Source organism: Butyricimonas paravirosa (assembly GCF_032878955.1).
Classification (GTDB): domain Bacteria; phylum Bacteroidota; class Bacteroidia; order Bacteroidales; family Marinifilaceae; genus Butyricimonas; species Butyricimonas paravirosa.
Genome location: NZ_CP043839.1, coordinates 4,005,196 through 4,025,908 on the forward strand (window position 1 = coordinate 4,005,196; position 20,713 = coordinate 4,025,908).

General features: G+C 40.0%; 12 protein-coding genes and 1 tRNA gene. 1 reads left to right on the plus strand and 12 read right to left on the minus strand.

Features of this window, described 5'->3' with window-relative positions:
• Window positions 1–283 precede the first annotated feature (283 nt).
• Both F1644_RS16285 and F1644_RS16290 read right to left on the minus strand, forming a co-directional pair.
• Window positions 284–766, minus strand: coding sequence for a nucleotidyl transferase AbiEii/AbiGii toxin family protein (locus F1644_RS16285; RefSeq protein WP_118305528.1), 483 nt, complete (start codon window positions 764–766; stop codon window positions 284–286).
• Entirely contained in the window at window positions 763–939 is a 177-nt protein-coding gene (locus F1644_RS16290) for a hypothetical protein (RefSeq protein WP_158572066.1), read from the minus strand. Before F1644_RS16290 ends, F1644_RS16285 begins: the two co-directional genes overlap by 4 nt.
• A gap of 487 nt (window positions 940–1,426) precedes the next feature.
• Between F1644_RS16290 and F1644_RS16295 the strand changes: the two genes are divergently transcribed.
• The gene (locus tag F1644_RS16295) at window positions 1,427–3,019 is read left to right on the plus strand and encodes an ABC-F family ATP-binding cassette domain-containing protein (RefSeq protein ID WP_118305529.1); all 1,593 of its coding nucleotides are present in this window, start codon (window positions 1,427–1,429) and stop codon (window positions 3,017–3,019) included.
• A gap of 122 nt (window positions 3,020–3,141) precedes the next feature.
• Here the strand turns inward: F1644_RS16295 and F1644_RS16300 are convergent, their stop codons facing one another.
• The 10 genes from F1644_RS16300 to F1644_RS16345 form a co-directional block, all read right to left on the minus strand.
• Complete coding sequence (locus F1644_RS16300) at window positions 3,142–6,312, minus strand: S41 family peptidase (RefSeq protein ID WP_118305530.1); 3,171 nt, start codon at window positions 6,310–6,312, stop codon at window positions 3,142–3,144.
• 12 nt (window positions 6,313–6,324) lie between these two features.
• Window positions 6,325–7,347, minus strand: a complete 1,023-nt coding sequence (locus tag F1644_RS16305; protein ID WP_118305531.1) for a hypothetical protein — start codon at window positions 7,345–7,347, stop codon at window positions 6,325–6,327.
• Between the two features lie 140 nt (window positions 7,348–7,487).
• Complete coding sequence (locus F1644_RS16310; RefSeq protein ID WP_209279553.1) at window positions 7,488–8,951, minus strand: RagB/SusD family nutrient uptake outer membrane protein; 1,464 nt, start codon at window positions 8,949–8,951, stop codon at window positions 7,488–7,490.
• A gap of 24 nt (window positions 8,952–8,975) precedes the next feature.
• A complete protein-coding gene (locus tag F1644_RS16315; RefSeq protein ID WP_118305532.1) occupies window positions 8,976–12,290 on the minus strand; it encodes a TonB-dependent receptor in 3,315 nt (1,104 codons plus the stop codon).
• Window positions 12,291–12,325: 35 nt separating this feature from the next.
• Window positions 12,326–13,570, minus strand: a complete 1,245-nt coding sequence (locus F1644_RS16320) for a FecR family protein (protein ID WP_118305533.1) — start codon at window positions 13,568–13,570, stop codon at window positions 12,326–12,328.
• A gap of 106 nt (window positions 13,571–13,676) precedes the next feature.
• Window positions 13,677–14,270, minus strand: coding sequence for an RNA polymerase sigma-70 factor (locus tag F1644_RS16325; protein WP_118305534.1), 594 nt, complete (start codon window positions 14,268–14,270; stop codon window positions 13,677–13,679).
• A 583-nt stretch (window positions 14,271–14,853) separates the two neighbouring features.
• Window positions 14,854–14,926 (minus strand) — tRNA-Gly (locus F1644_RS16330).
• Window positions 14,927–15,390: 464 nt separating this feature from the next.
• Window positions 15,391–16,080: a leucine-rich repeat domain-containing protein gene (locus tag F1644_RS16335; RefSeq protein WP_118305535.1), complete on the minus strand. Its 690-nt coding sequence runs from the start codon at window positions 16,078–16,080 to the stop codon at window positions 15,391–15,393.
• A 36-nt stretch (window positions 16,081–16,116) separates the two neighbouring features.
• On the minus strand, window positions 16,117–16,752 hold the full coding sequence (locus F1644_RS16340; RefSeq protein ID WP_118305536.1) for a hypothetical protein: 636 nt from the start codon (window positions 16,750–16,752) through the stop codon (window positions 16,117–16,119).
• Window positions 16,753–16,810: 58 nt separating this feature from the next.
• Window positions 16,811–20,500: a BACON domain-containing protein gene (locus F1644_RS16345; RefSeq protein ID WP_118305537.1), complete on the minus strand. Its 3,690-nt coding sequence runs from the start codon at window positions 20,498–20,500 to the stop codon at window positions 16,811–16,813.
• Window positions 20,501–20,713 lie beyond the last annotated feature (213 nt).

The following is a 20,713-nucleotide window of genomic DNA, read 5'->3' on the forward strand; positions in this document are numbered from 1 at the left end:
TATATAAGCTATATGTTGTTTATATTTGAGTATAAAATAAGAGTGAGTTCATTAATAGTATTAACTAGCCTTTGTTTAAACTGATGCTTAAACCAAAGAAAAATAGGCAGAGTAAGATATAAGAAGATTTGCTTATATGTAGCTGTTAATCAGTTTCTAATGCAACCTTGAAGATGCACATGAAAAAATGTAGCGCATCTGCTTTGGGAGCAGAGGGTCGCAGGTTCGAATCCTGTCACCCCGACAGATAGACAGCCACGAGAGTGACTGTTTTTTTATGTCTTTAATTCTTGTTTTCCTGTATTTTCCTTAGTTCTATTATGTCGTACAAGTCTTTTGGACGTCCAGCCTTGATCTTGCTATTAATTAAATCATTAAATGCGATTACCTCGTAAGAGAAGGTTTGACCGTTTATCGTGTTTGTTGCCGTGAGTCTTTGCTCGTAACATTCGGAGAAACTTCTGCCAGGATTAAAGGATGTGATCAATTCAATGTCGATGACGGGACTGATCTTGATAGATATGTTCTGTTGGCCTCGTTTCACGTCCTCTGGGAAATCATCAAATTCGTAACCAAGTTCATTCAAGGCCTCTCGTAAAGCCACGAGGTTTGAAGGTGTCGTGTCTATCCAAAAATCCACATCAGCCGAATGGCGTTGATAACCGTAAAAGTTTACAGCACCCCCACCGACCATTAACATCTCCACGTTGTGCTTTTGGGCTAGGGATATGAACATCCATACATCTTCATCGAAATCGAGACTCATACCTTGCGTTCTAGGATAAAGTTATTACTATGCTTTTCTCGCTTGGTTTGAAACTTGTTAATCTCCACCATTAAACGCAAGAAGAACAGGAACCTCTCGTTAGGGGTTCTCTCCCTAGCTTCTTTGTCTCGTCTAGCTTGGCTTTCAGCCTTTGTTTCAAACCGTATTTCCATGCTTCTCGTGTTGATTGATATACAAAGTTACAAAATATTCTGGTTCGTGGTGATCATCATGTTTGAAAATGTACCTTATTTCTATAAACACACTCTCTACTTTCTATTCTCTGTCAATAGACAGCCACGAGAGTGACTGTTTTTTTATTTGAATAAAATTCCTATCTTTGTCCCTATAAATTTAATACTTACACGAATGAAGATGTCTAAATAAACAAGTCGGTTGTAAAACCGGTAAAGTCTCCAAAGTCTACGTGATAGGAGCAGCGGGTTTTATTAATTGTTTTATGTGCAGCATACAATTGTCTTGAAGTTGTAGTGTGCCGACTTTTAATTTAGGAATCATGTGTACCATCCAAAGTATTCATTTGTTATTCCGAACAGGTTACGTGAAAACAAGTTTTTAAAAGAACTTGTGAGAGATTCGTGTACATGTTTCCGCCCGAAATAAGTCAATCCGGTATTCATTTTTTTTATTTGAAGTTTTATGAGTGAGATTATAGTGAAACAGGTTATGTATAGCCATACAGATAAGGAACTTTTGTTTCAGAATATTAGTTTTCGGGTTCCGGATGGAAGTAAGGTTGCGTTGATTGGAAATAATGGTTCGGGGAAGTCAACGCTGTTGCGGATGATTGCGGGTGATTTGCAACCCGTATCGGGAGAGATCATTGTCTCGGAGAAGCCTTATTATATCCCGCAGCACATGGGACAATTCGATTCGTGGACCGTGGCTGAGGCATTGCAGGTGGAGCGGAAAATAGAAGCATTGCACGCGATACTTGGCGGGAGTGTTGATGTAGAGTCTTTCACGATTCTAGGAGATGACTGGGATATAGAGGAGCGGAGTCGTTCGGCGTTGGAGTATTGGGGATTACTGAACGTGAAACTTGATCAAAAGATGTCTTCACTGAGTGGGGGAGAGAAAACGAAGGTTTTTCTGGCAGGGATTCAAGTACATTCACCGGGGGTGATTTTGTTGGACGAACCGACGAATCATTTGGATAGAGGGAGTCGAGAGAAATTGTATGATTTGATTTGTCGGGGAAGTGCAACCGTACTCGTGGTGAGTCATGATCGGGTATTGTTGAATTTGCTGTCGACGATGCTAGAGTTGGAACGTAAAGGGATAGTGCTTTATGGTGGGAATTATGATTTTTATAAAGAGCAGAAAGAGATACATTTGAATGCACTGCGTGAGCAGGTCGAGGAGAAACAGAAAGAGCTACGGCTGGCTAAAAAGATTGCCAAGGATGCGGCAGAACGACAGCAGAAACGGGAAGTTCGGGGAGAAAAGCAAAGTTTGAAGAAAGGAATTCCCCGGATTATGATGAATACGTTAAAGAATAAGGCGGAAAAGTGTACTTCCCATTTGAGAGATGTGCATGAGGGAAAAATAGATGCGATTTCCACGACTCTTTCGGAAAGCCGGGCGGCCTTGCCGGGTGTGGAACAAATGAAAGTAGATTTCAACCCGTCGCGATTACACGAGGGAAAAACCTTGGTCACGGCTCGTGGCGTTAATTTCAGCTATGGCATGGAATTATTGTGGAAACAGGCGCTTTGTTTCGAGATCAAGAGCGGAGAACGTGTCGGTCTGGATGGAAAAAACGGTTCGGGAAAGACGACGTTATTAAAATTACTACTCGGACAATTGGAGCCGACGGAAGGCGTGTTGAGCCGGGTGGATTTTAAATATGTGTACGTGGACCAGGAGTATTCTTTGTTGCGGGACAATTTGACGGTCTATGAGCAGGCAGAATGTTTTAACGAGCAGAATATCCCGGAGCATGAGTTGAAGATGCGATTGAATCGTTTCTTGTTTCCCCGGGAGGTCTGGGATAAACCTTGTTGTAAATTAAGTGGAGGAGAGCGGATGCGTCTCGTGTTGTGCTGTCTGATGATCGGTAATAACACGCCTGACGTATTTGTGTTGGATGAACCTACGAATAATCTGGATATATTGAATATTGAAATTATAATTTCGACCATTAAGGATTATCGGGGAACAGTGATTGCTGTTTCGCATGACCGGAGTTTTATGAATGAAATTGGAGTGAGTAGGTATATAGAAGTATAAATTTCCAATTGTATCGGGGGGAATATTGACTAGGTTCTCGTATTTTGTTTTATTGTCATAAACCTCTTTTGAACTTTATCAATATTCGCCCCGATTATTCCTTTTTGTATTTTTCAAATGTCCTATTGATTGATCTCTTTCAGTAGCTCCCGGACGGCTTGTTCCAATTGTTGGTCTATTCCTTGCAGGAGTTTGTTTGGGTCATTTTCAACACGGGTGTCAGGTTCCAGTTGCTGGTGTTCTAGGTATTGGCCGTTGTTTGCCTTGATACCCATTTGTGGGATGCCGAACACCAACGTCGGGTCTTGCTGTGTTTCCCACCACACGAGTGTCATCGTGCCGGGGATGGGCATTCCGATGATTTTTCCTAGACCTAGAGTCCTGTACCCGTATGGAAATCCATGACCATCGCTATAATTCCCCTCGTTGACTAATAAGATAGAAGGTTTGCTCCATTTGTTGAACGGTTCTACACAAACGTGTTGTCCGCGGGGAGAGATGTCCATGTATTTTTTGCCGCTGAATAGCGTAAGCAGGTCTTCATGTAGCCAACCGCCCGTGTTAAAACGGGTGTCTACGATGATTGCCTCTTTATTCCGGTTCATCCCGAGCGCTTCGGAAAAGACTCTGCGGAAACTGGGGGTGTTCATGGCTTCGACATGCACGTAGCCGATGCGTCCGTTCGAGAGACTATCGACGATGGAACGGCGTTGTGCAATCCAACGGTTGTAACGTAAGGCATGGTCGGAGGCGATCGGTTTGACGAACACGTTCCATTCATTGCGGGTGGAAGGATCGTAAAGAGTTAGTAGGGTACGTTCCCCGACAGTTCGGTTTAACAGATGTTGCCAATCTTGTCCTTTTCGTATGGGTTTATTATTTATCCTTCGGATGATAACGCCCGGTTTTACCCCTTTTTGCGGGAGATCCAAAGGACCTTGGTGTAATATTTCGGTTATTTTCACGCCATCTTCTTGAAACTTCTCGTCAAAGAAAGCCCCCAGTTTTCCTGTGATATTGTTTTCTTGTCGGGTATATCGGGTTCCGGTGTGCGATACGTTCAGTTCTCCCAACATTTCGCTCAACATTTCACTGAAATCGTAATTATTATTGATATGAGGCAAGAAACGTTGGTAGGTGTCATGATAATATTGCCAATCCGTGTTGTTCATATTCGGGTCGTAGAGTTTATCTGCCATCTGTTTCCAGATGTGTTCGAATATGTAATGCCGTTCTTCTCCAGGGCGCCAGTTGAAGTCTGCATTATAAGTAACGGGTCTGTTTTGTCCGGAATTGAGATCCAGAACTTGGATGCGCCCTCGTGACAGAATGAATAGTTTATGACTTGCCTCGTGAGGAATAAGTTGCCCACCTCCGTTTTTGAGGCAGAGGCGAGTACTCTGTTCTTGTAGGTCTTGAACCCAAAGGTCATATCCTTCCTCCGATCGGGCCGAGTAGTACAGTTTTTTACCATCAGGAGTAAGATAGAAATCTCCTACTGATGATGCACTCCACGTCAGGCGAAGAAGGCGGTCGGATAGATGCTCCAGCTCGAAGGGTGCGTTTTTGTCTTTTAGGGTATCTTGTCCGTAAAATTCCCGTTCTTCCTTCGTTTTCTTCCAGTTATTCCATTCCGTGGAGTTTAGGAAAAGGATGTAAAGATCGCTATTTGTTCCCCAACTTCCGTGATTCCGGTACCCGTTATAATCCGAACGATAGATAATTGCGTTTCCTTTCATCACCCATTTGGGGGTATTGTCGTTGTATGCACTCCGGGTTAGATTGATCGGAGGTCGGGTTTCAGAGATGGGAAGTAAGGCCAAGTCGGAATTGTTCCACCCCCCGTTTTCAAAAAAACTGGCAAGAATGTGTTTGCTATCGGGGGCCCAGCAATAATATTGGTCTCCGTCAACGTAAGAATAGTTGTACTTCCCGTCGAGTATGGTAATGGATTTGTTTGTCTGCAAGTTCAGTACTTTCAGTGTGGTACGGTTCTCGATGTAAGCGATGTATTTCCCATCCGGAGAATACTGGGGTTGGAAACAGGGAGCCTCTTTTGAATGGGTGAGTTGTTTCTCTTCCCAGCTCGTGGCATACGTGAATGCGTTGTCCTTGGGATTGGTTAGCGTGGAACAGAAAATATTCCAAATGCCATCTCTCTCGGCGGCATAGACAATGGAACGTCCGTCCGGGCTGAAATCTATTTGCCTCTCCTGGGAGGGCGTGTTCGTTATACAACGGGTGGTTGAATAATCAACAGAGGTAACAAATAGGTCTCCTCGTTGTATGAATGCAATCTCTTTCCCTTTGGGCGAAACTGCAATTTCTTGCGCTCCTGTCGTGAAATTTTTTAATATCTCCCGTGATTCTACTTGATCCGTCAGGATGGAGATATTTATTTTGCGAGCTTTTTCGCCTTCCCGGATGGTGTATATTTCTCCGTCAAAGGAGTAACAAAGCGTTCCATCTACAGCGATAGAGAGCGATCGGACAGGATTTTTTGCGTGGAAGGTGATCTGGATAGTTGTGTCCGGATGTTGTAACGACATTTTCCAAATGTTGAAATCACCGGATTGTTCTGAAAGATAATAAACATCTTGTTCGTCAGGAGAAAATACGGGTTCTCGGTTTTCTCCTTTAAAGGAAGATAGCTTGCGTGTCTTCCGTTCTTTCTTGTTGTAGATCCAGATGTCTCTGGCGATAGATGAGGTGTGATGTTTTCTCCATGCATCTTCGTAACCTTTATAATCATGATAGAGAAACAAATTGTCGGTTTGGTTGACTGAAACGTTGTTCACGGGAAGAGAGATAATACGTTCTATCCGGCCGCCTTTTGCCGGGACACGATATAGTTGTTGCATGTTCGGGAACGGAAATTGTCCGTATTCTTTGTCAAAGCCGTTGGATGCCGTGAAATAGACTGATTCCCCGTCCGGGCTAAAACAACAGGGAATTTCCGAGCCAGATTGAAAAGTAAGTTGGGAAGGGGTTCCCCCAAGTGCGGGCATGATATAAATGTCTTGACTTCCTTCCCGGTCAGATTGAAAAGCGATCTGTTTGCCGTCTGGGGACCATATCGGATGCGAGTCATATCCGGGGTGGGTGGTTAATTGTTTGGCCAGCCCTCCTGAGATGCTGACCGTGTAAATGTCACCTTTGTACGAGAATGCGATGGTCTGACCGTTTGGAGAAATGGCCGGGTAGCGTATCCATAAAGGATGTTGCGATGTTCCGAGAGTAGGGAGCATACAAGATAGCAAAGCTACCAGTAAAAGGAATAATGGTTTTATCATATCGGAAATGTTTTATTCTGAGAATATAATAATTGCATTTGTGTTGTGTTTAGACGTGGCGATGGATAGCTCTCCTGCCCGATAGTACCGGTTGTTGCCTTTGTAGGAACCGTCCGCGTATTTCAGGTTCATTCCCCAAGGATCGTTAACCTCCATCCATACCGTGCCATCCACGATTTTGTAGCCTTTAACGACAAGAAAATGCCCGATAGTTCCGTTATAGAATTTATGGATATGGTATTCTGAGTTTCCATTCTTATCGAATGTCACGTATTGCATATCAAGACAAATAATGATAATATGCCCGTTCTTTAGCTCGTTCGTGATTTGCGTGACGAATTTATCTTCTATTGTCTCCAAGGTTATCATGGAGGTCGTGATGCCGTGGTGGTTCAAATAGGCTTGCACGTCTTGAGGGTACCAGGGAATGGAGCCGTCGATGGTACTTTTCGGGAATTCGTTTCTTGCTTCTTCAACCGAGTAGGGGAAAGAAGGATCGGTCCATAAAGCGGCCATGACCGCACATGTCGGTCCGCAGTTGTCGTTGGAATATGGTCCCGTGTCGTGTTGTTGGAGGTAATAGCCGTTCGAGGAATTACCGTTATTGGAATGCTCCTCCGCTATAAAATAGCCGAGTCCCCAGGGGATAGAATGGTCGTTGTTGGTAATCGTCACCTTCCATTGGGACTGATCGGTTTTGTTGCCGGCTGTTATGGTGTAGGTAACGGTAGATTTGAAGTCCTGTTTACTGTTTCCGCTGATTTGTTCTTGATTATTAACCGTGGCCGTTGCTCCTTCGGAAAGGGTGAAGCGGGGGCAGAGATTGGTACCGCTTTTGATTGAAACCGGGACCTGTAAATAGATCGTTTTGTTGTCGGTGTCGATAATCCCTTCTCCCGAATAACCGTTGACGGAGAAGGTGAGCATATCGGTTCCTGATAAATCTTGAGTCTCGTTATCATCTTTATCTTGACAGGCAGAAAAGAGAAATGCTGCCGTGATGAAACTCAGGAAATATAAAGTATTCTTTTTCATGGGATGATTTGTTAGATCAGGTCGTTACGGATGTGTCAAGAATTCCCGGGAAGTGATTTTGTACTTCCCGGGAACCTACAATTGATGCTTTGTTTATACCGTCATCTTTGATGCCGATAACCACAATTTCGAGTGAAAGTTTATTCTCTGGAATATCCCGGATTCTGTTGCATATTCGGATTCATTTGGAATTGTTCTTTGGGGATAGGCAATATACACTTTGTGTAATCCCAGTTGATTTCTTCCGGGATCCCGTCTAAATGCCAACCACCTTTACGGATAATTGTCTGATTGTTACGTAGAGCATCGAAATAACGATGTCCTTCTCCAACCAGTTCTTTCCTGCGTTCTTTCAGGACCCTGTCCAGTGTAAATTCAGCATCGCTGACAGATTTATCCGGGTTGGCACGTGAAACGATGTCGTTTAGATAGCTTAATGCCGGACTTCTGTATTCGCCTCCCGCTTTCAGTCCGGCTTCTGCTGCAATCAAATATACTTCAGAGAGCCGGAATACCATGTAATTGTTTTCAACGGAAGGAACGCCGTAAGAGGTGCCGGGATATTTCATTAGCCAGTAACGGATATTTTGTTCTATCTCTTGCCCGTTATAAACTTGATCGAGTAATTGGCAGCGTATGTCATCCGGGTCTTCGGCCATGAGATCCACGAAGTCTTTCGTTGCAACGATGTCTGCGTATCCCCACCAGTGCATACTGTATGCGAGTCCATCACGGCCCGGGTTATCCGAGGCGGAAAAAGCGATTTCGAACAGTGATTCGCTACCGAATTTGTTGTTTAATGCGAATTGAGCGGCATAGTTGTTCCGGGGGGCCAAATAGTATTGTCGATTTTTTTCTAGTTCCGTGATCAAGTCTCGCGCCGTTTCGAAGGCCTCCTTGTTTTGTTCGCGATATAAATATACCCGGGCTAACAGGGCTTGTGCCGCGTAGGCATTGATCTGTCCATTGTTTTTCTCGGAAGAAAGCAAGGGAATCGCTTGCTTCAATTGTTTGATAATAAAATCATAACATTCGGCGACAGTATTACGGATGGGTTGTTCCGTTAAGGAAATTGCGTGATCCAGAATAGGAACTCCCCAAGAAGCTCCTTGATCTTTTGCATACGGGTAGCCGTGGGTGCGTAATAGGTCGAAATGTGCTAGGGCGCGAATCGCTATAGCCTGCCCTTTGTAATCGTTCAATTGGTCCGGGTCGCTTTGGGCATCGGTAATTTTGTTATTATCGATAGCTTGGATGATATTGCTGGCATTACGAATCGTGTACCACGGACGTCCCCAGAGCCCTCCGTTCCCTGTCGATTGGGTTGATTGGTCGAAAGTATACATGGTGTAGGGTGTTCTTCCTGAAATGTACAGGCATTGCATATCGTCTCCCTTTACTTCTCCGTAAAAATAGAGCGAGGCTGCATAATAGTATTGAGAAGCCATGAGTGCGTAGAGACCGTTAACAGCCGTTTGAGTTTCAGCAATTGTCGTGATTGCATTTTCAGTGACGACGGCATCGTCTGGAAATTTTGTTAAGAAATCATCCCCGCAGGATATAAAAAGGAGGGTGATCCAAGATATAATGAATAGTCGTTTCATAATTTTCACGTTTAAAGTTTAGTTTTATAATCCGATCTCTATACCGAAAGCATACGTCTTTAACGGGGGAACATTGAACTCTACGGTTCCGGTTAATTCAGGATCGTATTGGTCATAAGAAGCCCACGTCAACAAGTTGGTCCCGGAGAAATAAACACGTGCCATCGAAAGACCAAGAACATCGGTCCAACGTTTGGGTGCGGAGATTCCTAGGGTGAAATTTTTCAATCTCAGGTGATCCGTGCTGTGTATCCCTCTGGAAGAATGCCACCAGCCACCGTACTCTTGTCCTGCCACGTATCGGGGTATGTCGGTCTTGTCTCCCGGTTTCTGCCAGCGTCTCCGTAACTCGACGCTTTTATTTGTGTTTGCCGCGTGTCCGTCATCCTGTAATGCCCACATGGCAGCGTCGTATGAATGTCCGCCGAGCGAGAATGAGAAGTTGAAAGACAGGTCTGCGAAATAATACCGGAATGTATTTGTGAAACCTCCTGTTAGTTTCGGGTAGATATCTACCAGCGGGATGGATGCTGCGTCGTTCGGGTCATACACTTTTTCTCGTGAACGTACTCCGTCCTTCCCCTCTTGATTGGAATAATACATCGGTTTCCCGTTGTCCGGATCGACCCCGGCATATTCTCTCAAGCAAATTGTGCCATAGGAATAACCTTCTTTGCGGATGTAATAGTTGGCAGCGTAAAATTCGGATAAGTCTGCCAGTTTGATGATTTTATTTTTATTGGATGCCATGTTCAAGGCTGAGGACCACGAGAAGTTTGCCTTTTGAATATTGACGGATTTTATATCCAGCTCGAAACCTTTGTTTTCCATTTCTCCGACATTATCGAGGATCGTACCGAAGCCCGTGATTGAGTTTACTTGGCGATCTAGTAATAAATCTTTTGTCGTTCTCTTGTAGTAGTCGAATGAAATATTCACTCGATCGAATAAACTCAAATCGATGCCGAAATTCAGGGAATAGTTCTTCTCCCAACTCAGGTTATCATTGGCGATGACCGATTCTACCATGGCCGGTTTCTCGTTATATGACCAGCTCGTGGAGTAAGAACCGTAGAATCCGTACAGGGAAACGGGAATATTTCCGTTAACACCGTAAGATAATCTGATCTTGGCATCCGTTAACCACGAGGAGAGGCTCATCATGAAGTTTTCCTGCGAGATACGCCACGAGCCGGAGAGAGCCCAGAAATTGTCCCAACGATTATCTTTTTGTAAACGAGAGGAACCATCCCTACGGAAGCTGAAACTCAAATAGTATCTTTGATTGTAGTCATAGTTTACGCTTGCAACGTAGGACAGCATGGCATCTCCCTTCTTGGTTTGGCCCACGGATACCGGTGTCGAGGCGTTCGATAGGGTATTGTTTTTCGTGTTCGCATAATTTTTAGCCTCTCCGAAAAGGTCATCGTGATCCCAGTGTTGTACCTCGTAGGCGATGGTCGCATCGACGTTGTGTAAACCGAACGAGTTGGAGTATGCTAACCGGGTATTCGAGTTGTACCGGATATTTTCAACCATCCACATATCTCCTTGTCCATTCATGGCAAGTCCGTCGGAACTGAGCGGGGAGAAGTAACGGAAATCTTTCGTGTAGGTGTAATCCACGTTGAATGATGTGGACAATTTGAGGCCCTTGATAATTGTGTACCCGGCTTCGAGTGATGCGAATGTTCGGGCAACCTGCGTGTAGTAATCGTTGATTGTGTTCTCGTAAAGAGGGTTTAGATTGCCGTTTAACGGGATATTCGTGTTATACGTCCCGTCCTCGTTGTAGATCGGGACAGAAGGCGTCAAGCTGTACTTGGACGTGTACATGGCACTGGAATACCACTGTCCCTCGGGCGTCGCTTTGGATTTGGTGACGGATAATAGGGCGTTCATGGCCAGATCGAAACGTTTATACGTGTTGGAAAAATTGAAATGTCCTCCCAGGCGTTCGAATCCCGAATTAATGGACACACCTTCCTGTTTGGTATAACTGATACTTCCGGCGAATTGAGTATTCGAGTTGCCACCCATTGCGGAGAAATCATAGCTCTGCTGGTGGCCCTTGCGGAATAGCTCGTCAAACCAGTCGGAATAACCGTTTGCCGGTTTTGACGCGTAAATGTCAGCTTGTTGGTCCGCGTATTCTGCCGCGGCTTCCGGGGTAGCCCCTTCATCTAGCTGAGCATTGAGATAACCTTCCCGGATTAATTCCCGGCGTTCGTCTCCTCCCATGGTTTCCCGAAAAGTGTAAGCGAGATCAGAAATACCGTAGCTGGCTTTCAGGCTGTATGTTGTCTTCCCCTGTGATCCTTTTCTCGTGGTAATCAGAACGACCCCGTTGGCTCCCCTTGCCCCGTAAAGCGAGGCGGAAGCGGCATCTTTCAGAACCGTGATGTTTTCGATGTCGGCCGGGTTTAACGTGGAGATAAAGCCAAGTCCGCCCGTGTTCATGTCATTACTACTCATGTTGCCCGATGTGATCGGAACACCGTCCAGCACGTACAAGGGTTCATTGGATGCATTGAACGAGCCGATACCGCGGATTCTCATGCTCACGTTCGAACCGGGTTGTCCGGAGTTTGAATAGAGAGATACTCCCGGGAGATTGGCTTCCAGCATTTGGGTAACGGACACTACCGGGAGACTTTTCATTTTATCCATGTTTACCACGGAAGCCGATCCCGTGTAGGATGATTTTTTGAAATCCCCGTATCCGGTCACGACAACTTCTTCAATGACCCGCGAGTCGTCTTCCATGATAACATTAAGTTGGTGATTTGCAGGTATCGGTAGATCTTTATCCTTCATTCCTAAGAATCTGAATTGTAAGATGTTGTCCGGGGCCGCTTTGATGGAGAAGTTCCCGTTGATGTCTGTCACCACGCCGGACGTGGTTCCTTTGATCACGATAGCAACGCCGATAATTGTTTCTCCTTTCGTGTCTTTCACGTTTCCCGTGACGGTAATCAATTCTTTCTTTTCTATTTTCTTTTCTAAAACAACGATCTGTTCCCCGGTGGTTTCATACGTGAAATTTGTTCCGTTGAAAATTTCGTCCAGAACGTTTTTGATCGGGGCGTTTCTGACTTGTATGGAGATGTTCTTCAATTGTTTGATCTGCTCTGTTTTGTAGAAGAACTTGTAAGAACTCTGTTGCTCTATTTTGAGGAATATGAGTGTCGCCTCGGCATTTTTCATGTTCAACGTGATGCCTTTGTCTTGCCCCATGGACGGGTAGGGGATAATGTAGAGCATACATGTCATCCAGGAAATAAAGAATATCCTGAAAATCCTTGAGGAACGATGTCCTTGTGCTTGATTTTTTTTCATAGGCTTGTCATTTTGTTAGTTTGTATTTGTGGATTTTATTTCGGATGAATAAAAATGGTATCTTGTTTTATGGTATAAGTGATATTGGCGCTTAATGAGATGATGTGCATGGCCTCTTGAATGTCTTCCCGATGGAATTTACCATTGAAACGATCGGAGGAATCGATCGAGGCGTTGTTGACAAATGTGATGCCATACCATCGAGATAGTTTGTCCAGCATTTCGTTAAAATTTTGATTGTCCAAGCGGAGAATGCCGTCTTTCCATTGGGTCATTAACTTGGCATCAATGTCCGTGATCGACATTTTTTGTTGTAGGGTATCTAGCGTGAGTTGCTGGTCCGCGTGGAGAATGGCTTTTCTATGATAAGCGGTTGCTTGAATACATCCCTCGACAAGGATTATACTGGTTTCTGCCATATCTGGGTAAGAGCATATATCGAAAGAGGTTCCGAGAACTCGTGTTTCCAAGTTACGACTCTTGACGATAAACGGATGAAGTGAGTCTTTTTGCACCTCGAAATAGGCTTGTCCCGTGAGTTGCACGACTCGCTCTTTGCCCACGAAGTTCACGGGGAATATCAAGGAACTTTCGGAGTTTAACCATACTTTGGTTCCATCCGCTAACGTGATATTGAATCGCTCCCCGCGAGGAATATTTAACGTGTTGTAAATTTCTTGAGTGGCAACGCTATTATTTTTCTGGTATCTTATCTGGCGATCTCCGGATCGGTGTAATTGTGTTCCATCTTTTTCTTGAAGAGTCGTATCTGTGGTAATCAGGTTAATTATCGAACCGTCTGCACGTATAAGTGTAGGAGATTGGAAATGTTGTATTTGTGCGGAAGGTAATGGCTGTACGGGCGATTCCTGTTGAGTGGCAAGATAATACCCGATAGATAGAGAAAAAATGATGATCGCTGCATATTTGGGAATTTGGCGAAGATAGTTGTGGCGTTTCCCGTGTGGCGTCGATAAAATGTATTTTTGATATTGCCGGAATGCCTTTGCTTTTTCCTGTGCGGAAATAGATGCGTGGGTGGTTGCGTTCCAAAGCTGTTTGAACTGTTGGAAATATTTCTCGTGTGAATCATCCTTGATCCATTCTTTAAATGTCAAAAATTCTTCGGGGGATGCCGTGTCATTCAGTATATTAAATAGCATATCCTCGATGGAGTTTTGCGTCCCAAAGTCGTTCGTTGGGGAAGGCCTTGATGATTTGTCAGGGGTAGATTTTTGATCGAAATCACCATTTTTTATATTATTGTCTTTGTCGTGCATAACTGAAATTTTAAAGAAATCTATGAATCACCCATAATGCCGATTCATTAATGAGTCATTTAACGATATGACGCATTGAATTTCAGTATCCCCCAAAAAATAATAGTTAAAAATGTTTAAAGAAAAGAATGGCTACGAGTAACCATTCAAGCTCTTTACGTAGGCGGGCAAGAGCAATTGTTAATTGGTTCTCAATTGTTTTCGTGGATAGATTTAATTGTCGGGCAATTTCTTGATGCGATTTGTGTTCGATCCTGCTAAGAATAAAAATTTCTTTACAACGGGGTGGGAGCTGGTCTATTGCTTCGTTGATAAAATGGTTTATATCTTTGTTTATTAATTCTAGTTCGGATTCCGGTGTTTGAATCAGTTCTTGGAAATAAATGTCTAGCATGGAATGTTCGATATATTTTTGAATCACCGCTTGGTGGCGTATAGAACTGATACATTTGGTGTAAACCATTTTATACAGGTAGGAATGCAGGGAGGTTTTTATATTTAGGTCAGAGTGCTTATCCCATAGTTGAAAGAATATGTCTTGAATAATATCTTTGGCCGCATCCCGGTCATGTAGTAAACGGTAGGCATAGTCTACTAACGGAATGTAATATTGATTAAAAAGAGTTTCAAAGCTCTTTTTATCTCCATGTTGGAGTTGAAGGATATAGATTGATTCCGGCTGTTCAGTATGCTCCCGCATCTTGATTTATATATTAGGTTGGATACAAATATACTAAAATTTGATAATAATGAGTAAATAATTAAGTTGTAATGAAAAATGAAGGGGAAATAAGTATTCCTAGGTAGCATCATTCCGATCGGACCTCTGTACAGTAGAAAGTTCCTTTGAAGTTCCCTGTAGTTTCCTGAAATCGAGTAAACCAATTTCAGGAAACTACAATGCACGAATTTATTTTGTTTAGCCTTCCAGTTTATGTAGAGAACTAGGCGTAATCTAACCGTGAAGTAATCGAGAAACTACCTCTCGTTCGTTGCTTATTCAGAGCTTAAGCGGAGTTTATTCTATCCGGGCTGCATGAGCCACGAGTAAGCTCTGAATCAGTTTCGAAAAAGAGGAACCTTCTCTCTTCATTCTCGGTAGGATTACCATTACTTCTTTTATTTTAATGCTCACATGGGGAGCCGGATAATGATTTGGTTTACATCTTGGTTTACATGGGGGGGGGATTTTGCTTACATCATTGCTTACATGAGGGGGTAAAAACCATGAAAATGGCCAGAAATGAAAAAAGCACTTACTTTCGTAAGTGCTTTAAAATGAGAGCGGAAAACGGGACTCAAACCCGCGACCCCCAGCTTGGAAGGCTAGTGCTCTATCGACTGAGCTATTTCCGCAATCTATTTATTTATAACCACTTACAAATGAGTTAAACTTTTTTTTCCCTCTTTTGCTTACATGATTGCTTACATCAAATGTAAAATAGAAATCTGGTTATTGATAATATAATTATTTGTAAATCAATTGTTTGATAGGTGTGCTTTTTACCTCGTTTTTTGGGCAAAATCATGCAAAATTTGTGATGTTTTTACCTAGTTGAAGATAATTTTTATGATAAATTTTTTTACTAAAAATGAGTAAAAATGATGTTCTACTAATTATCTCATCCTCTACACTTCAATGGTATTTATATCTTATATATTACAGATTGAAGTGTTGGTGGTTGGTATTTAGCTAGTGTTGCTCATAGATTATTATTTTTAAAGTTATTGATTGGTTTTGATTGTTGTGAAGGGGAATAGGGATTTAATGAAAAAAAATCCCAATAGTGTGAGTATTGGGAGTAGATTTTATATTGGTGTTAATTTACTTGCCAACCTTTATTTTCTGCAGTGGAAACATCCCAATTATTAGGATTATCAATGTATAAATATCCTTTACTACTATTATTTCTATTAGGCAAATCATTTAGTAATTCCTTGAAAGATGTTTCAGAGAAAGGATTGTTGTCAGAGCAATCAAGAAGTTTTAATGTGAGATTATTACTTATATCTAATGAAGATAATTCATTATTAGTACACATAAGATAGGTTAGATTTGTATTCTTACTAATATCAAGTTTATTGATTTCATTGAGGTAAAGCGACAAAACTACTAGATTAGGTGCTTTGGTCACATCAATATTTTTCACTTGTTCATTTTCAAAAATGAAAGAAGTTAGATTGGTTCCTTTAATTGTGATTTGATATGTTCCTTCTATCTCATACTGATGTGTTGTTGAATTGGTTGTTTGCCCATCCCCCCAGTTTATTTCTAAATCTTGTGGAACTTGGATATATGGTAATATTTCTTCTTCCCATTCCTCTCCAAACTCACCAATATAGTCTGGTTTAAAAAACTTAATAGGATGAGATCCAGTTTCAATAGAGAGAATAATCTCATTCATTGTGGGAATTGTTGGATCTGGTTCATTTTTGTCATCGTCATCAGAGCATGATGTCCAACAAGCTGCTAAAGCAACCATAACTAATAAAGTAAAAATCTTTTTCATGATGTGTAATTTTAAATTGGTTATAGATATAATTATTTAGATATTAATATTCCTTTGGTCATTTATAATAGCGAGAATCTTTTCAAACTTCCCATTGGATATGGATAAATTTTCTTTGAGTTTTTGATTTTCAGATTGTAGTTGTTCGATTGTTGCTTGAAGTTCTTCTATGGATGTAACAGAAGTGGGAATTTTATCTTTACCAATATATTCCCAGATAATATTAAAAGAAGTTTGTACATCAGTCACTCCATTGTTATTGTTAGGGATTTCAATTTCTTTTTCAGTAAACAAGGGTAAATTTCTAATTACTAAATTAGCTCTTACCCATTCCCAAGCATTTAAACCTCCATGTTCTTTTATCCCACATATTTCCCATTCATCTACAAGTGGAATGGTTGGAATTTTATTGTATTCTGCATCAAAAAATCCAAATAATTCAATGTGTGAATGGCGATATGAACCCCATAAATGATTATAAGGAAGTAAGGCAATGATATATTTTACTTCATTTGGATTACTGGGATTTGTATTTTGGAAAATCTTTTTTAAATCAGGGTGTATGTAAATTAGTTCTAATGGCTTTATATGGCAATCTTGAACTGAGTTATATGCGCTTAGTATTGCCTCTTTTCTTGTTTCAATATCTTTTTTAAATTGTTGATAGGACATAATGGTGAATTTGAATGTTATAAACTCCTAACCTTAATAAAGTTAGGAGTGGTAATTTTTATTCTTCTGGTAGTTTGGAGCATTCTCCGTTTAATAATTGGTATTTAGTGGGGTTGTATCCATTACCTTCTGTGTAAAAATTGCAATCAGTGTCTTTAACTACGTTTTTTATTGCACAGAAATTATATAATAATGGGCATTGGATTATAGTAATATCTTTTATTGTAATTAAACTTTTTAAAGCTGCAATATTATTTAAACTATGGCATCCTGTTATTATTAGTTTATCATCTATTGTTTTTAAGTTGTCAAGACCATTTAATGTTAGTAATGAATATTGGTTAATGCTAAGGTTTTTTATGGATGATAATGATTCTAAACCTTGTAATGAAGTGAGTGTGGTTAAAGAACCACCGTATTTTGAATTTATTTTGAAATTGCCATTAATTCTATTTAAAGAAGACAATCCTTCGAAAGATGACAATGTATTCAAACAATGGTAATCTAAAGCATTAATTTCAAAGTCTCCATTTATTAAAGTTAATTTCTCTAGTCCTTTAAACGATGTGAATGAAAGCATAGGTTGAGATGCCAATTCAGATTGACTATTCCATGTGTCGGCAGTAATAATGAAATTACCATTAATTGTTTCTAGATTGTTTAAACCCTTGAATGAAGTGAATTTTTTAAGAGGAGCACTGATGTCTAATTCTAATCCTCCAAGCATAGTTATGTTTTCTAATCCTTCAAATGATGTAAAGGAATTTAAAGATGGATTATATTCATCTTTGCCTGAAGCGATAATTTTTAATATTCCTCCGATATGGTGTAAATTGTTTAGTCCATTGAACGAGGTTAAGTTATTCAGACTTCCTTTTGAGGCTTTGTTGTAATTACTTGCTTGAATAATAAAATTTTCGCCAATAGAGGTTAGTTTTTCCAATCCTTCAAATGAAGTTAATGAATTTAATGTAGAATTTGAATTGTATCCAGTATCCCCTTTAATTATGAAGTTGTGTCCGATAGTTATTAATTGGCTTAAACCTTTAAATGAGGATAATGAAGTGAAATTGTGTGAATGGAATGTGTTATTATTGTTATAACTACCTCCAACAATAAAGTCACCACCAATTGATGTTAAATTTTCTAATCCTCCAAATGAAGTTATTGCATCAGAGGTAAAAGATAAATCAAAATTTCCTCCAATAGATGCTAAATTATTTAATCCTTCAAAAGAAGATAAGGAATTAAAAGCTTTTTGACTTCCACTTGTAATAGTAAAGTTTCCTCCAATGTTTTTTAATTGTTCTAATCCTTTAAATGAATTCAATTGATTAAAAGAAGAATATCCTTCGTGATAACTACCTCTAAGTTTGAAATTTCCTCCTATTGTTTCTAAATTATTGAGGCCATTGAATGATATAAAGGAAAGAAATGTATTTTCATATTGCACGGAGGAACCTCCTATAAGTTCTAAATCTTTTCCAATTGATTTCAATTTATTTAATCCCCCAAAAGATTCGAAATCATTATTAATGCCATCTATTATTAAATTTTCTCCAATTGAATTTAGACTTTTTAATCCTGTAAAGTCTTTTAAGTTTAAGTTTTGAAGTCGGAAACTTAGTCCAATAACTGTTAAGTTACTTATTCCATCAAAAGATTTTGGAATTTGGGCATTTTTTATGCTAAAATCGCCTCCGATTGTAGATAGGTTATCTAGGCCTCCAAATGAATTTATTGATAAATTATTCTTATTTGCCCCTCCTTCTATGTAGAAATTTTCACCAATGACCTTTAAGCCTTCTAAACCACTAAAAGAATTTAGTTTTAGTTGCGGGGTATCATATTTCGTGGGGATAGCTTTTATTTCAAAACTTCCATTGATAGTATTTAATTTATTTAATCCGTCAAATGTAATTAAAGCTCCTAAACTTCCAGGAGAAATTTCAAAATCCCCACCAATATAATTTAAACAATTTAAGCCATCCATATTTGCGATGTTCCCTCGGTATAGATTGAAATTTCCAGATATTTTGGTGAGATTTTTTAATCCGTCAAATGTGGTTAAGTTATCACATTGAATGGTAAGATCTCCTTCAATATCTGTAATAAGATTATCAAGAGTTTGTAATGTTTTTAATTTTTCCCCTTCAATTGTCAGATTCCCTTTTATTTTTTTATATCCTTTTTCCTTGAAATCAATCAAATCTTGCTCTGTTATAAATATCACATCTCCTATAAAAGTATCACTTTTAGGCAATTGTACAATTTTCACTGTATCAGACAAATCACCACCTTTATCTTTTATAATAATTTCTGCTTTGCGCTCATTATAAGTAGTATTAGGTAATATGTTGTAATTTAGAGTGTTTGTTGTCAAAGCTCTAGATAGATCAATTTTTTCTACCCATTTTTCTGCATCAGGAGAAAGCCAAATATCATATTCAATGTTGCTCTTTATTTCAATAGATATTTGTTGCCCTTCTGCTGGAATATTGTATTTTTTTTGTGTTAGTATAATTGCGTTGTTTTGTTTCTGGGTAATTCGTATGGTATCGGATAAATTACTATTCTTATCTTTTACAACGATTTCTGCTGTCCTTTGTTCATATGATGTGTTCTCAGATATGCTTAGGTTGATAATATTTGTTGTTAATGCTCTGGATTGAATTTGTTTAATCCATTCTATTGTCTTGTCTGGTATGATAAATTCATATTTAATATTACTTTTAATCTCAACTTTAATATTTTGTCCTTCTGCAGGGATTTCATATGTGCTTTGTGTTAAAATAAGGGCATTTAACTGGGTTTGATTTATATATAATGTATCTGCAAGTTCACTATTCTTATCCTTGATAATTACTTTTGTAGAGCGGTTATCATATGTCTGGTTTTGAGCAATATTAAATATCAACCTATCAACTCTTGAACTTCGACTTGTAATTTGTGTAACCCAATCTTTTACATCTTCTGGAATGATTACATCATAATCTACATTACTTTTTAATTCTACATTTATATTCTCTCCCTCTGAAGAAACGTAATATGTATCTTGTGTAAGAATCAATTCATCTTTTTGGGCTTGATAAACATGAATTGTATCAGCCAAAGAGCTACTATTGTCTTTAATTACAATAATCCCTTCTCTTTTGTCCGTACTGGGGTTTGCTGATATTTCAAAATTGAGGTTCTTTGTTTCTAATCCTCTTCCAAGTTGATTTGTTTCCACTTGTTTAATCCACTCTTTGTGTTCCTCTGGGATAATGGTGGAATAGGTAATATTACTTTTAATTTCAACCGTAATGTTATCTCCTTCTGTTGGAATATCATATTTTTCTTTGGTTAGAATAATCGCATCTTTTTTCTTCTGGGTGACGGTCACAACTTTTGTTATCTCCCCAGCTTTTGTTATCTCCCCAGCTTTGATAGTTAGATTGAAGTTTCTATCATCATATTCTTCACTGGGATCAGCAATAGCTGTTATTGTGGTATTGCTATTGCCTTGTATTGGATCAATTTTACACCATGTACTTGGGTTCGTAATAGTCCAGTTTGAATTGGAAGTAATGGTGAATGTTTTTTCTTCTCCTGCTGATTTGAAAGTGAGTTCAGTAAGAGAGAGAGTTAGAGTTGGTTGTTCCCCTCCATTTCCATTTGGATTGTTAGGATCGTTTGTTCCACTATCTTTGCCACAACTGATGAAAAATGTGGCTAATAGGATAAAAGAGAAAATGAATTTGTTCATATTTTTATATTTTTACTCCAATCCCCCAAGAGTAATTAATATAAAAAGAAGTGTGGGAATTGCTGGTTTATTTTACAAGAGGTATCGCCAAACACCCAGTTACAAATAAACAGCCACCCCACACTAAACCATTATATATTGAGAAATTATATATGGCAAGCATGAGCGTTTGTACCGTTTATCCCTGTAACTTAAAAATTGGCGATTTTCTTG

Coding starts and splice junctions, on each gene's coding strand:
- F1644_RS16285 (WP_118305528.1), bottom strand. CDS start 766: ATGAGTCTCGATTTCGATGAAGATGTATGGATGTTCATATCCCTAGCC.
- F1644_RS16290 (WP_158572066.1), bottom strand. CDS start 939: ATGGAAATACGGTTTGAAACAAAGGCTGAAAGCCAAGCTAGACGAGAC.
- F1644_RS16295 (WP_118305529.1), top strand. CDS start 1,427: ATGAGTGAGATTATAGTGAAACAGGTTATGTATAGCCATACAGATAAG.
- F1644_RS16300 (WP_118305530.1), bottom strand. CDS start 6,312: ATGATAAAACCATTATTCCTTTTACTGGTAGCTTTGCTATCTTGTATG.
- F1644_RS16305 (WP_118305531.1), bottom strand. CDS start 7,347: ATGAAAAAGAATACTTTATATTTCCTGAGTTTCATCACGGCAGCATTT.
- F1644_RS16310 (WP_209279553.1), bottom strand. CDS start 8,951: ATGAAACGACTATTCATTATATCTTGGATCACCCTCCTTTTTATATCC.
- F1644_RS16315 (WP_118305532.1), bottom strand. CDS start 12,290: ATGAAAAAAAATCAAGCACAAGGACATCGTTCCTCAAGGATTTTCAGG.
- F1644_RS16320 (WP_118305533.1), bottom strand. CDS start 13,570: ATGCACGACAAAGACAATAATATAAAAAATGGTGATTTCGATCAAAAA.
- F1644_RS16325 (WP_118305534.1), bottom strand. CDS start 14,270: ATGCGGGAGCATACTGAACAGCCGGAATCAATCTATATCCTTCAACTC.
- F1644_RS16335 (WP_118305535.1), bottom strand. CDS start 16,080: ATGAAAAAGATTTTTACTTTATTAGTTATGGTTGCTTTAGCAGCTTGT.
- F1644_RS16340 (WP_118305536.1), bottom strand. CDS start 16,752: ATGTCCTATCAACAATTTAAAAAAGATATTGAAACAAGAAAAGAGGCA.
- F1644_RS16345 (WP_118305537.1), bottom strand. CDS start 20,500: ATGAACAAATTCATTTTCTCTTTTATCCTATTAGCCACATTTTTCATC.